The organism is Variovorax sp. LjRoot290 (assembly GCF_964253985.1).
Classification (GTDB): Bacteria; Pseudomonadota; Gammaproteobacteria; order Burkholderiales; family Burkholderiaceae_C; genus Variovorax.
Genome location: NZ_CAXURW020000001.1, coordinates 3,623,030 through 3,634,857, shown reverse-complemented (window position 1 = coordinate 3,634,857; position 11,828 = coordinate 3,623,030). Strand labels below are relative to the sequence as shown.

At 67.3% G+C, this 11,828-nt stretch carries 12 protein-coding genes; 2 read left to right on the top strand and 10 right to left on the bottom strand.

Annotated elements, in window-relative coordinates; all coding sequences use genetic code 11:
• Positions 1-17: 17 nt before the first annotated feature.
• The 8 genes from ACSQ9A_RS17965 to ACSQ9A_RS17930 form a co-directional block, all read right to left on the bottom strand.
• Complete coding sequence (locus ACSQ9A_RS17965) at positions 18-590, bottom strand: tripartite tricarboxylate transporter TctB family protein (protein ID WP_436304631.1); 573 nt, start codon at positions 588-590, stop codon at positions 18-20.
• Positions 587-1,597, bottom strand: a complete 1,011-nt coding sequence (locus ACSQ9A_RS17960) for a Bug family tripartite tricarboxylate transporter substrate binding protein (RefSeq protein ID WP_436304630.1) — start codon at positions 1,595-1,597, stop codon at positions 587-589. The genes ACSQ9A_RS17965 and ACSQ9A_RS17960 overlap by 4 nt, the downstream gene beginning before the upstream one ends.
• 67 nt (positions 1,598-1,664) lie before the next feature.
• Positions 1,665-2,732: a dihydrodipicolinate synthase family protein gene (locus tag ACSQ9A_RS17955; RefSeq protein ID WP_093109769.1), complete on the bottom strand. Its 1,068-nt coding sequence runs from the start codon at positions 2,730-2,732 to the stop codon at positions 1,665-1,667.
• Positions 2,733-2,734: 2 nt separating this feature from the next.
• Positions 2,735-3,757: an NAD-dependent epimerase/dehydratase family protein gene (locus tag ACSQ9A_RS17950; RefSeq protein WP_436304629.1), complete on the bottom strand. Its 1,023-nt coding sequence runs from the start codon at positions 3,755-3,757 to the stop codon at positions 2,735-2,737.
• Positions 3,758-3,783: 26 nt separating this feature from the next.
• Entirely contained in the window at positions 3,784-4,971 is a 1,188-nt protein-coding gene (locus tag ACSQ9A_RS17945) for a dihydrodipicolinate synthase family protein (RefSeq protein ID WP_436304628.1), read from the bottom strand.
• A gap of 8 nt (positions 4,972-4,979) precedes the next feature.
• The gene (locus ACSQ9A_RS17940) at positions 4,980-6,143 is read right to left on the bottom strand and encodes a Gfo/Idh/MocA family protein (RefSeq protein ID WP_436304627.1); all 1,164 of its coding nucleotides are present in this window, start codon (positions 6,141-6,143) and stop codon (positions 4,980-4,982) included.
• A 24-nt stretch (positions 6,144-6,167) separates the two neighbouring features.
• Positions 6,168-7,145, bottom strand: coding sequence for a tripartite tricarboxylate transporter substrate binding protein (locus ACSQ9A_RS17935; protein WP_093109765.1), 978 nt, complete (start codon positions 7,143-7,145; stop codon positions 6,168-6,170).
• 97 nt (positions 7,146-7,242) lie between these two features.
• The gene (locus tag ACSQ9A_RS17930; protein WP_436304626.1) at positions 7,243-7,890 is read right to left on the bottom strand and encodes a TetR/AcrR family transcriptional regulator; all 648 of its coding nucleotides are present in this window, start codon (positions 7,888-7,890) and stop codon (positions 7,243-7,245) included.
• Positions 7,891-7,983: 93 nt separating this feature from the next.
• Here ACSQ9A_RS17930 and ACSQ9A_RS17925 point away from each other — a divergent pair, with 93 nt between their 5' ends.
• A complete protein-coding gene (locus tag ACSQ9A_RS17925; RefSeq protein ID WP_436304625.1) occupies positions 7,984-9,708 on the top strand; it encodes a thiamine pyrophosphate-binding protein in 1,725 nt (574 codons plus the stop codon).
• A 60-nt stretch (positions 9,709-9,768) separates the two neighbouring features.
• On the opposite strand, the gene ACSQ9A_RS17920 is transcribed toward ACSQ9A_RS17925, so the two are convergent.
• A complete protein-coding gene (locus tag ACSQ9A_RS17920; RefSeq protein ID WP_093109762.1) occupies positions 9,769-10,185 on the bottom strand; it encodes an SWIB/MDM2 domain-containing protein in 417 nt (138 codons plus the stop codon).
• Between the two features lie 182 nt (positions 10,186-10,367).
• Complete coding sequence (locus ACSQ9A_RS17915; RefSeq protein WP_436304623.1) at positions 10,368-11,294, bottom strand: DMT family transporter; 927 nt, start codon at positions 11,292-11,294, stop codon at positions 10,368-10,370.
• A 35-nt stretch (positions 11,295-11,329) separates the two neighbouring features.
• On the opposite strand from ACSQ9A_RS17915, the gene ACSQ9A_RS17910 reads away from it, so the two are divergent.
• Positions 11,330-11,746 (top strand): gamma-glutamylcyclotransferase family protein, encoded by a 417-nt coding sequence (locus tag ACSQ9A_RS17910; protein ID WP_436306319.1) that lies wholly within the window; start codon positions 11,330-11,332, stop codon positions 11,744-11,746.
• The last annotated feature ends 82 nt before the right edge of the window (positions 11,747-11,828 follow it).

Here is an 11,828-nt window from a genome sequence, read left to right as displayed (position 1 = left end):
TCTCCTTGGTCTGCGCGTCAGGGCAGGCGCACCAGGAAGAACTCCTGGAACACGAGCGTGACGATGACGCCGGCACCCAGGCCCACGGCCAGCGCGAAGGCCAGGCCGCGGAGGCGCTGGTTCTTCGCCGTCCGCTCCGCGTACTGCAGCAGGCTGATGGTGACGGTGACGAAGATCGCGGCCGCGAGCCAGAAGGGCAGGCCATGGCCCACCAGGCCAGCCGCGAAGCCGATGCACAGCGCGAGCACGGTCCACATGCGGCGCATCTCGGCGCGGTCGGCCTCGGTGCGCGCGTGCGGCACGTGCGGCGCCTTGGCCAACCGGCGCCACGAGCGGTAGAGCATCAAGAGGCCGAAGAACACGATCGCCGCGCCGAGCAAGCCCGGCAGCAGGCCCGGCACGGTGTAGGGGTTGATGTCCTGCCGCTCGAGCCGGTCCATGCGCAGCGAGCCGATGGTGGTCGCGATGCCGAGCGCGATCCAGCCCAGCGACTGCCAGAGGTCCGCGCGCGGCGAGGTCTTGCGCTCGTGCGCCGCGGCCTCGGCCTCCGCCGCGGCGCGTTCGGCGCTGTGGGCGGTGTCGGTCGTCACGGCCGCGCGATGCCGAGCGTCTCGGGCGAGACCTTGGCCTTGCCGCTGTCGAAGAGCAGCCAGGCATTGGCCTGGATGGCCGGCGTGACCGCGGTCTGCGCCTCGGCGCCGTGGAGCGGCGCGAAGAGGGCGCCGCGGCTGGTGGCGTACTTCTTCAGCACCTCGCTCTTGGAGACGTTGTCGACCCAGATCTTCTCGACCGTCTTGACCACCTCGTCGGGCACGCCCTTGGGAATGAAGATGCCGAAATAGTTGGCCGGCGCCTTGAAGCCGGGCAGCGTCTTGGCGAGCGGCTCGATGGTGCCGAAGCCTTCGAGCTCCAGCGCCTTGTCGCTCACCGTGGCCAGCGGCCGGATGCGCTTGCCGCGGATCATGTCGGCCTGCTCGACCGCGAGCTGCGTCGTGACCTCGGTCTCGCCGGCCACCGTCGCCACCACCGCCGGGTTGCCGCCGTCGTAGGTGACGTGCCGGTACTTGACGCCGGTGATCTTGGCGATGAGCTCCATCGCATTGTGGCCGGCCGAGGTCACGCCCGCGGTGGCCACGCTGATCTGGCCGGGCTTGGCCTTCATCGCGTCCAGCAGATCCTTGGCGTTCTTGTACGGCGCGGCCGCATTCACGCCGATGACCTGGACGTTGGCGACATTGAGGAACAGGTGCCAGTCGGCGATCTTGGTCTTGAGCATGCCCAACGTCTCGTAGGAGCCCAGGTCCTGCGCTGCGCCCGCCGTCCAGGTGTAGCCGTCCTTGGGCGCGTCGAGCGCGCTCTTGCTGCCGATCGAGCCCGAGGCGCCGGGCTGGTTGACGATCACCACCTTCTGGCCCAACGTCTTTTCGATCTCCGCCGCCGTGACGCGCGTCACCTGGTCGGTGGAGCCGCCGGCGGCCCAGGGCACGATGATGGTGATGGGCCGCTCGGGCTTCCACTGCTGGGCCAGGACGGGCCCGCCCAGCGCGGCGAGTGCCGCGGCGAAGGCGATGCTTCGGATCAAGGTGCGCTTCTGCATGGTGTCTCCTGGGGTGAGTTGGACTGGGGAAACGGGATGCGGGAACCTTTGAAAAGTGAAGCGGCGCTCAGCTCAGCCAGCGCTTCAGGTGTTCGGCAACGAAGCCGTCGTCGTGCAGATCGGGGTAGGCGTCGTGCACGCGCGTGAGTTCGCTGTCCTGGCCCGGGCTCAGGCCTTCCTGCGGATCGAGGCACCAGGTGCCGGCCAGCAGGCCCTGGCGCCTGAGCACCTCGTGGCAGCCGGCGATGCAGCCGCGGAAATCGTTGGCGACGTCGAACAGGGCGGCGTTGCAGTCGGTCACTTGCGCGTCGAGCGCGAGCATGTCGGCGGGCACGGCGCCGGACGGAACCATGTCGTGGATGCGCGCCAGCAGCTGCACGGCGCGGCGCGTCCACACGCTCCAGTGGCCGAGCAGCCCACCCTTGATGCGCACCGTCACTTCCTTGCCGTCGCGCACGAAGCGGTAGGGCGTGAGCAGGTCCAGCACGATGTGATCGTCGTTGCCGGTGTAGAGCGTGACGCGCGCCTCGGCGCCGGCCTCGACCACGCCGCGCAGCACGTCCAGCGTGCGGTAGCGGTTGAAGGGCGCCATCTTGATGGCCACCACGTTGTCGATCGCGGCGAAGCGGCGCCAGAAGCTCGTGGGCAGGTGGATGCCACCGACCGCGGGCTGCAGGTAGAAGCCCACCAGCGGCATGAGCTCGGCGATGGCGCGGCAGTGGTCGATGAGCGCGTCTTCGCTCGCGCCCTTCAGCGCGGCCAGGCTCAGCAGGCCGGCGTGGTAGCCCAGCCCGCGTGCGGTGATCGCTTCGGCGCCGGCTTGCGCGGTCGAGCCGGCCAGGCCGGCGACCATGAAGAGCGGGCGCCTGCCGTCCAGCGTTTCCCAGGTGAGCGCTTCCTGCATCGCGAGCTCGAGCACCGGCTTGTAGAGGCCCGCCTCGCGGATTGCGAACTGCGTCGAGTGCACGCCCACGGCCAGGCCGCCGGCGCCGGCGTCGAGGTAGTAGCGGCTCATCGCGCGCTGGCGGCGCTCGTCGAGCTTGCGATCGGCATCGAGTGCCAGCAGGTGCGCCGGAATCACTGCGCCGCGCTTGAGCAGCGCGAGCGAGGCGGGCGGGATTTCGGAGTAGTGCATGGTCAGTACTTGCCGTCGCGCGCCTCGAAGTGCGTGGGCTTGCCGAGGCTGGCCATGCCGCGACGCGTCCAGTCGGCCGTCCAGTCCAGCATGCGCGCGAGCGTGACCTGCTGCGGGCCGAAGAGTTCGAAAGCGCGGCTGCAGTCGATCAGCCAGGCGGTGTCGGCCTCGCGGCCGGTGAAGACCGCTTCGACGCCGAGGCGCTGCGCGAGTCCTTCCGCGGCCTCGCGGATGGAAATGGCCGGCCCGCTCAGGTTGAGCGGCGAGGTCGGCGTGTCGCAGTGGGCCAGGGCGCGCAGCGACCAGTCGTTGGCCTCGCCCTGCCAGATGATGTTGGCATGGCCCATGGCCAAGTCGATCGGCGCGCGCGCGATGAGCTTCTGCGCCAGGTCGTGCAGCACGCCGTAGCGCATGTCGATCGCGTACGAGAGTCGGATCAGCCGCCCCGCGGTGCCGTGCAGGTGCGAGAAGTGCTGGAACATGCGCTCGCGCGCGACGCAGGAGTTCGCGTATTCGCCGGCCGGCGGCGTGGGCGGCACCTCTTCGCGTGCGCCCGGCCCGTGCACATCGGCGAACGGGTACACGCAGGCGGTCGAGAAGGCCACGATGCGGGAGCTGCGCCAACGCTCCGCCACCAGTGCCGGCACATGGGCATTCATCGCCCAGGTCAGCCATTCGCTGCCGGAGGAGCCGAACTTGCGCCCGGCCATGAAGACCACGTTCGGTGCATCGGGCAGGGCGGCCAGCGCCTCGCGCGAGAGCAGGTCGGCTTCGATGCAGTCGACGCCGTGGCCTTCGAGCCGTTCGCGCAGGCCGGGTTCGGAGAAACGCGCGACACCGATCACGCGCCGGCCCGGCGTCGCGCGCTTGGCCATACGGGCCAGCGTGGGGCCCATCTTGCCGCCCACGCCCAGCACCAGGATGTCGCCCTCGATCTTCTGCAGCGTCTGCACGAGCGCCGCGGAAGGCTGCGACATCAGGTCCTCGAGCTGCTCGAGGTCTTCGAAGCGGTCGGGCAACGGCATGATGGCGACTCCCGGGTGGTGTGCAATCAGCTGTCGACGCCGTGCATCGCGAGCAGCGTTTTCATGCGCGACACAGCCAACTCCGGCTGCTCCAGCAGATTGGCCGCATCGGCCAGTCGGAACAGTTCGGCGAAATGCGGCAGCGAACGCGTGCTCTGCTGGCCGCCGACCATCGCGAAATGCTTCTGGTGGCCATTGAGCCAGGCCATGAAGACCACGCCGGTCTTGTAGAAGCGCGTGGGCGCCGCGAAGATGTGGCGCGACAGCGCCACCGTGGGGCCCAGGATCGCGTGGAACTTCTCGGTGTGGCCCTGCGCCAGTTCGCCGAGCGCAGCGCTCGCGGCCGGCGCGATGGCGTCGAAAATGCCCAGGAGTGCATCGCTCTTTCCGTGCGTGGGCTCGCTGCCGAAGCCGTCCCCCGCGATCAGCTCGGCATAGTTGAAGTCGTCTCCCGTGTACATGCGCACATCCGCCGGCAGGCGGCGGCGCATCGCGATCTCCTTGTCCTTGTCGAGCAGCGAGATCTTGATGCCGTCGACCTTCTGCGGATGGGCGGCGATGATGCCGAGCGCGGTGTCCATCGCCGCGTCGACATTCTTCGTACCCCAGTAGCCGGCGAGCGCCGGGTCGAACATGTCGCCCAGCCAGTGCAGCACCACCGGCTGCCTCGCCTGCGAGAGGATGCGGTCGTACACGCGCTCGTAGTCGGCCGGGCTCTTCGCGACATGGGCCAGCGCGCGGCTGGCCATCACGATCAGCTTGCCGCCGAGCGCCTCGATGGCTTCCATCTGCTCTTCGTAGGCGCGGATCACGTCGTCGACGTTCTTCACGTCGATCAGGCTCAGATGGTCGGTGCCGCAGCCGGAGGCGACCAGTGCGCCCGGCACGTCCTTGGCTGCGTCGAGCGAACGGCGGATCAGCTCCAGCGAGGTCGGCCAGTCCAGGCCCATGCCGCGCTGCGCGGTGTCCATGGCCTCGGCGACGCCCAGGCCCAGCGACCAGAGATGGCGGCGGTAGGCGATGGTGGCGTCCCAGTCGACCGCGCATTCCAGCCACGGATCGATCGCGGCCAGCGGATCGGCCACCACATGTGCGGCCGAGTAGGCGATGCGGTTGAAGCGGACGCCCGGCGGCGGCTTGACCGGTGTCGTGCCGCGCAGCGTGTAGGGCGCGAGCTTGCCGCCGGTGGTGGGAAGCGTGAGCGAGAGGGTCATCGCAATCCTCAGATCTTCAGCGCTGGCACGTCGATCCAGCGCCGGTCCTTCCACGATTCGAGCGCGGCCTCCACCAGCTGCACGCCCTTGGCGCCTTCGGGCAAGGTCCACTTGTAGGGCGCGTTCTCCACCACGTGGCGAATGAAGTGCTCCCACTGGATCTTGAAGCCGTTGTCGTAGGCCTGCGAATCGGGGATCTCCTGCCACTGGTCGAAGAAGTTCATGCTCTGCTTCTCGTCCGGGTTCCACACCGGGCGCGGCGTGGCGACGCGCGACTGCGCTCGGCACGACGAGAGCCCGGCCACGGCCGAGCCGTCGGTGCCGTCGACGTGGAAGGTCACGAGGTCGTCGCGGCGCACGCGCGTGGCCCAGCTCATGTTGAGCTGCGCGATCACCGGCTCGCCGTTGTGGCCTTTGAGCTCGCAGGTGGCGTAGGCGGCGTCGTCGGCGGTGGCTTCGTAGGGCTTGCCGTCCTCGTCCCAGCGCTTGGGGATGTGCGTGGCGCCCAGGCAGGAGACCGACTGCACCTCGCCGAACAGGTTGTCCAGTACATAGCGCCAGTGGCACATCATGTCCAGGATCATGCCGCCGCCGTCTTCCTTGCGGTAGTTCCACGAGGGGCGCTGGATCGGCTGCAGGTCGCCCTCGAACACCCAATAGCCGAACTCCAGGCGCACCGAGAGCATGCGGCCGAAGAAGCCGGCGCGGCGCAGCATGTCGAGCTTGCGCAGGCCGGGCAGGAAGAGCTTGTCCTGCACTGCGCCATGCTTGAGGCCCGAGCCCTCTGCCAGACGCGCGATCTCGACGGCTTCGTTGAGGTTGGTGGCGATCGGCTTCTCGCAGTAGACATGCTTGCCGGCACGGATCGCCTTGGCCAGCAGGGTGGGGCGCATCTGCGTGGTGCCGGCGTCGAAGAAGATCGTGTCGTCCTTGTTCTCGAGCGCGCGGTCGAGGTCGGTGCCCCAGCGCTCGATGCCGTGCGCCTTGGCCAGCGCCTCGATCTTCTCGGCGTTGCGGCTGATGAGGATCGGATCGGGCATGACCTTGTCGCCGTTGGAGAGCGGGACGCCGCCCTGCGCGCGGATCGCGACGATCGAGCGGATCAGGTGCTGGTTCATGCCCATGCGTCCGGTGACGCCGTGCATGATGAGTCCGAGTCGTTGCTGTGCCATGTATGTGTTTCCTTCCCTGGGTTCTTACTGCGTCGGCGTGAGGCCAGCGGCCTTCACGAGCTTGGCGTTGCTGGCGATTTCTTCCTTGATGTAGGCATCGAACTGCTCGGGCTTGAGCGTCCAGGCGTCGGCGCCGAGCTTCAGGAAGCGTTCCTTGACTTCCGGGCTGGCGAGCGCCTTCGCGACCTCGTCGTGCAGCCGGTTCACGATCTCGCGCGGCGTCTTGGCCGGCGCCATCATTCCGATCCAGAAGTTGAATTCGGAGCCCGGCACCCCGGCCTCGGCCGTGGTCGGCACATCGGGCAACGCGGCCGCGCGCTTGGGCGAGCCCACGGCCAGCGCGAGCAGCTGGCCGTCCTTGATCTGGCCGATGACCGGCGCGATCGGCGAGAAGTAGTAGTCGACGCGGCCGGCCAGCACTTCGGTCACGGCCTCGGCCGAGCCCTTGAACGGGATGTTGGTGGCATCGATGTTGGCCGCCAGCTTGAACTTCTCGGCGTTCAGGTGCGTGGCGCTGCCCTGGCCCGCGGATGCGAAGTTGATGCTGCCGGGCTTGGCCTTGGCGGCGGCGATCAGCTCCTTCAGCGTCTTGATGTTCTTAGAAGGCGAGATCACCAGCGCGTTGGGCAGCGAGGAGATCGGCGTGACGCCGGCGAAGTCGCCCACCGTGTCGAAGGGCAGCTTGGCGAAGGTGGAGGGGCTGACCGTGTGCGAGGACGAGTGGATCATGATCGTGTAGCCGTCCGGCGCGGCCGTGGCCACGGCCTGTTGGCCGATGGTGCCGCTGGCGCCGCCGCGGTTGTCGATCACCAGCGTCTGGCCCATGCTGGCCCCCATCTTGTCGGCGATGGCGCGCGCAATGATGTCGGTGGTGCTGCCGGCGGCGAAAGGCACGATCACGCGGATCGGCTTGTTGGGGTAGACGCCCTGCGCCGCGGCGCCGAACGAGGTGCAGAGCGCGAGCGCGGCAATGAGGGCGGTACGTCGGGTGGTGGGTCGCATGGGAGTCTCCTGTGTGCAATTCACCAAAAAGTGAATTAGAGATTCTAGGAAGCCACTCGCCGGCTCGTCAACGGCCGGACCCTAGGAGATACCCGTATCAGCGCAGCACGTAGCCCAGCACCAGGTCGGTCATGTGCGACAGACGCTGCGCCATGGCCTTGGGCGCGCGCAGGTCGCGGCCGAAGACGGCTGACAGCGTGTCGTTGTTCGAGAGGTAGAAGTAGCAGAGCGAGGCGATGGAGATGTAGAGCTGCACCGGGTCGACGCCGGCGCGGAAGAGGTTGTCGCGCCGGCCGCGCTCGAGCACGGTGTCGAGCAGCTGTACCAGTGGCGAGTTCATGTCCTGGATGCGGTCCGAGCGCTTGAGATGCGCCGCGCGGTGCAGGTTTTCGCTGTTGAGCAGCGTGATGAACTCGGGATGCTCGAGGTAGTAGTGCCAGGTGAAGGAGATCAACCGGCGGACTGCTTCGACAGGCTCGATCTCGTCGAGGTGCAGCCTTTGCTCGGCCTCGCGGATGTCGGCATAGGTGCGTTCGAGCACGGCCAGGAACAGGTCGTCCTTGCTGCCGAAGTAGTAGTAGATCAGGCGCTTGTTGAGCCCGGCGCGCGCCGCGATGCTGTCCATGCGCGCGCCGGCGAGGCCACGCTGCGCGAACTCGTCCCGCGCCGAGGCGAGGATCGCGAGCTGCGAGCGATCGGCATCGCGCGAGCGCGGTTCGGCGGGCACAGGGGATGGGGCTTTCATGGGCGGAATTTAACCAGTTGGTGAATTAAGGCAAGAGGTTTCGGGGCGCGCAGATAATCCGCGCACCGATATTGCAACAGAGGCATCACGTCCATGAGTTCATCGCAACCCGCAGGCCATTTGATCGTCGAGTGCCTGGTCGAGCAAGGCGTGGAGCTGGCTTTCGGCGTCCCGGGCGAGAGTTTTCTGGCAGTGCTCGACGGCTTCCATGCCTACGGCGAGCGCATCCGCTTCATCGTCAATCGCCAGGAGGGCGGGGCCGCCTTCATGGCCGAGGCGCACGGCAAGCTCACGGGCCGGCCGGGCATCTGCTTCGTCACCCGCGGCCCGGGCGCCACCAACGCTTCGATCGGCGTGCACAACGCCTTCCAGGATTCGACGCCGATGGTGCTTTTCGTGGGCGATGTCGGCAGCGACTTCCGCGATCGCGAGGCCTTCCAGGAAGTCGACTACGGCAGCTTCTTCGGCCCCAGCACCAAGGGTTTTGCCAAGCGCGTGGAGCGCATCGACGCTGCGAACCGCATTCCCGAGTACATCGCGCGCGCCTTCGCCACGGCGATGAACGGCCGTCCGGGTCCGGTGGTGCTCGTGCTGCCAGAGGACATGCTGCGCACCATGACCTCGGCGCGACCGCTGGCGCGCGTGGAGGCCGTGCAACCCTGGAGCGACCCCGGCGCGCTGCGCACGCTGCGCGAGCTGCTGATGAAGGCCCAACGCCCGCTGGTGATCGCCGGCGGCGGCGGCTGGACCGTCCAGGCGGCGCAGGCGCTGCAGCGCTTCGCCGAGAACTGGAGACTGCCGGTCGCCAATGCCTTCCGCTTCCAGGACACCTTCGACAACCACCACCCACTCTATGCCGGCGACGTCGGCATCGCGATCAATCCGAAGCTGGCCGAACGCGTGAAGCAAAGCGACCTGATCCTCGCGATCGGCCCGCGCTTGGGTGAGATGACCACCGGCGGCTATACGCTGCTCGAAGCGCCGAAGGCAAAGCAGACGCTGGTGCACATCCATGCGAGCGCCGAAGAGCTCAACCGCGTCTACCAGGCCGACCTGGCCATCAATGCCGGCATGAGCGCGGCCGCACGCAGCCTCGAGGTGCTGAGTGCGCCGGCCGAGTTGCCATGGGAGGCGTGGACCGCGCAGGCCAACGCGGACTACCTGGCGAACCTCGAGCCTCAGGCTCTCGCCGGCTTGCCGGTGGAGACGCCGCGCGGCGCGGTCGACATGGCGGCGGTGGTCCGCCTGCTGCAGCAGCACCTGCCGCAGGATGCGGCCATCACCAACGGCGCGGGCAACTTCGCGAGCTGGGTGCATCGCTACTTCCGCTACCACGGTCTCGTGAAGGGCCACAAGACGCAGCTCGCGCCGACCAGCGGCGCCATGGGCTATGGCGTTCCCGCCGGCATCGCGGCCAACATCGCGACCGGGCGCATCGCCTTCACCATCGCCGGCGACGGCGACTTCCTGATGAACGGCCAGGAACTCGCCACCGCTTCGCAGCATGGTGGCAAGAGCATCATCGTGCTGCTCAACAACGGCATGTTCGGCACCATCCGCATGCACCAGGAACGCGAGTACCCGGCGAAGGTGAGCGGCACGGCCTTGCGCAATCCGGACTTCTGCGCGCTGGCCCGCGCCTACGGCTATGCGGCCGAAAGTGTGACCGAGACTGCCCAGTTCGAAGCGGCACTGCTGCGGGCGCTGGCGGCCGATACGGGGACGCTGATCGAGATCCCGCTGGACCCCGAGGTGATCACCACGCGCGGCACGCTGTCGTCGATCACCAAGGCCGCGCAGGCGCGACCGATCGCGTAGGGCAAAAAAAAGCCGGCTCGCGCCGGCTTTCTTCATTCGGGCACCGATGGCGCCCGAGGCTCACTTGACGTGCTTGCCGATCAGCGAGGCGAGCTCGAACATCGACACTTGCGGCTTGCCGAAGATTTCCTTCAGCTTGGCATCGGCGTTGATGTTGCGCTTGTTGGCCTTGTCTTGAAGGTTGTTCTTCTTGATGTAGTCCCACAGCTTGCTCACGACAGCGGTGCGCGGCAGAGGCGTCGAGCCGACCACGGCAGCGAGTGCCGGGCTGGGGGTCAGTGCCTTCATGAACGCAGCGTTGGGGGTGCGCTTCTTGGCGGGAGCTGCCTTCTTCGCAGGAGCCTTCTTGGCGGGAGCGGCCTTCTTTGCGGGTGCTGCCTTCTTCGCCGGAGCCTTCTTGGCAGGAGCCGCCTTCTTGGCCGGAGCGGCCTTCTTCGCAGGAGCTTTCTTGGCCGGAGCCTTCTTTGCAGTTGCCATGGTTGATTTCCTTTTTGGATTGGATACTTTCACCAATGAAAAGCGGTGTCTCCACTGGCATTGCGGATGCTAAAGGAGAAAAAACGCGTTTCCAAGGGAAAAAGCGGTTTTTTCATTGGGAGCTGTTGTTTTTTCAGAGGAGAGAAGCGCTCGTTTTCCCTCTGAGCGGCGCGCAAGCTGTCTCAGGAGCGGCGCGAAGGCCACGTGGCGAGCACCACGCCGAGCAGCGCGAGCGCGAATGCGCAGACCTGCAGCATCGACAAACTCTCGCCGAGAACGAGCACGCCGACGACGGCCGCGCTGACCGGCAGCATCACGGTGAACACGCCGGCCTGCGAGGCCGGCACGCCCTTCAAACCGGTCATCCAGAGCCACACCGTCCAGATGCTCGCGGCCAGCGCATAGACGATCAGGAGGCCCCAGAGGCCGAGCGACACCGCGCCGAAGTCGAAGCGAAGCGCGAACCAGATGCCCAGCGGCGTCGAGAGCACGAAGCCCCAGAGGTTGATCAGCGAAGAGATGCGCTTGGGTCCGAGCCGCCCGGTGAGCGACTTGCCGATCACCGCGTACGCGGACTCGCAGAGCACCGCGCAGAAGACCAGCAGGTTGCCGAGCCAGGGCAGCGGTGCGGAGGCGTCCCTGCCCGGATGGGTTTGCGCAGGCGCCGGCGCGAACGCGAGCAGCCCGATGCCCAGCGCCGCGCAAGCGATCGCGATCCAGATGCGCAGCGTGATGCGCTCGCGCAGAAACAGCCAGCTTGTGAGCGCAACGACAGCGGGGATCGACGCCATGATCACGCCGGCCGACACCGCGCTGGTCAGGCTCACGCCGAACAGCATGCAGATCGAGAACATGAAGTTGCCGAGGAAGGACTCGAGAAAGACCAGGCCGCGCGTGCGCGCCGTCATCGCGGGTTCGTCGCTCGGGCGGCGCAGCCAGTGCGGCATCGCCAAGGCGGCGATGCCGAAGCGCAGCCAGGCGAGCAGCAGCACAGGGAAGGCGACCACCAGGGGTTTGGAGAGCGCGACGTAGCTGCCGACGAGCGACATGCTCAGGGCCAGGCAACCGTAAGCCACGAAGCGGCCGGGCGCGGGGAGGGCGGTGTTCAATAGACTGGGCGCGTTGTGCGAGGAGTGATTCGATGATGCCCCAATCCGCAGCGCCTGCAGACCCGGCCCGCCATGTGTTCGTCTACGGCACCTTGCGCCGTGGCGGGCGCAACGACATCGCACGCTTTGTGCCGGCGCCCGCGCATGTGGCCGATGCCTCCATCGCCGGCACGCTGTACGACCTGGGCAGCTATCCGGGCGCCGTGCTCGGCGGGACTGCGCGGGTGGTCGGAGAGATCTACGCGATCGCATCGGCGCTCGAAGCGCAGCTCGATCTGCTCGAAGAAGTGAAGCCCGATGACAGCGGCGAATACATCAAGCGCGAAGTGAAGGTGCAAGCCGGCGCGAAGGAACTCGTGTGCCTGGTCTACGAGATTCATCCGAAGCGCATCGTGGGCAGGCCGGTGATCGCGAGCGGCGACTGGCTGGCACACATGCCCCCGATTTCATGAGCGAAGAGTTCATTGCGCATCGCGAAATCCGTGCATGCTGCGACGCAATATTTTTTCTCAATACAAGAAAATTTATTCCGCA

What these genes read in the sequence shown, in the direction of transcription:
- ACSQ9A_RS17955 (WP_093109769.1), bottom strand. Translation starts at nt 2,732, where the DNA reads ATGCACTACTCCGAAATCCCGCCCGCCTCGCTCGCGCTGCTCAAGCGC.
- ACSQ9A_RS17925 (WP_436304625.1), top strand. Translation starts at nt 7,984, where the DNA reads ATGAGTTCATCGCAACCCGCAGGCCATTTGATCGTCGAGTGCCTGGTC.
- ACSQ9A_RS17920 (WP_093109762.1), bottom strand. Translation starts at nt 10,185, where the DNA reads ATGGCAACTGCAAAGAAGGCTCCGGCCAAGAAAGCTCCTGCGAAGAAG.
- ACSQ9A_RS17960 (WP_436304630.1), bottom strand. Translation starts at nt 1,597, where the DNA reads ATGCAGAAGCGCACCTTGATCCGAAGCATCGCCTTCGCCGCGGCACTC.
- ACSQ9A_RS17945 (WP_436304628.1), bottom strand. Translation starts at nt 4,971, where the DNA reads ATGACCCTCTCGCTCACGCTTCCCACCACCGGCGGCAAGCTCGCGCCC.
- ACSQ9A_RS17935 (WP_093109765.1), bottom strand. Translation starts at nt 7,145, where the DNA reads ATGCGACCCACCACCCGACGTACCGCCCTCATTGCCGCGCTCGCGCTC.
- ACSQ9A_RS17910 (WP_436306319.1), top strand. Translation starts at nt 11,330, where the DNA reads ATGCCCCAATCCGCAGCGCCTGCAGACCCGGCCCGCCATGTGTTCGTC.
- ACSQ9A_RS17950 (WP_436304629.1), bottom strand. Translation starts at nt 3,757, where the DNA reads ATGCCGTTGCCCGACCGCTTCGAAGACCTCGAGCAGCTCGAGGACCTG.
- ACSQ9A_RS17930 (WP_436304626.1), bottom strand. Translation starts at nt 7,890, where the DNA reads ATGAAAGCCCCATCCCCTGTGCCCGCCGAACCGCGCTCGCGCGATGCC.
- ACSQ9A_RS17940 (WP_436304627.1), bottom strand. Translation starts at nt 6,143, where the DNA reads ATGGCACAGCAACGACTCGGACTCATCATGCACGGCGTCACCGGACGC.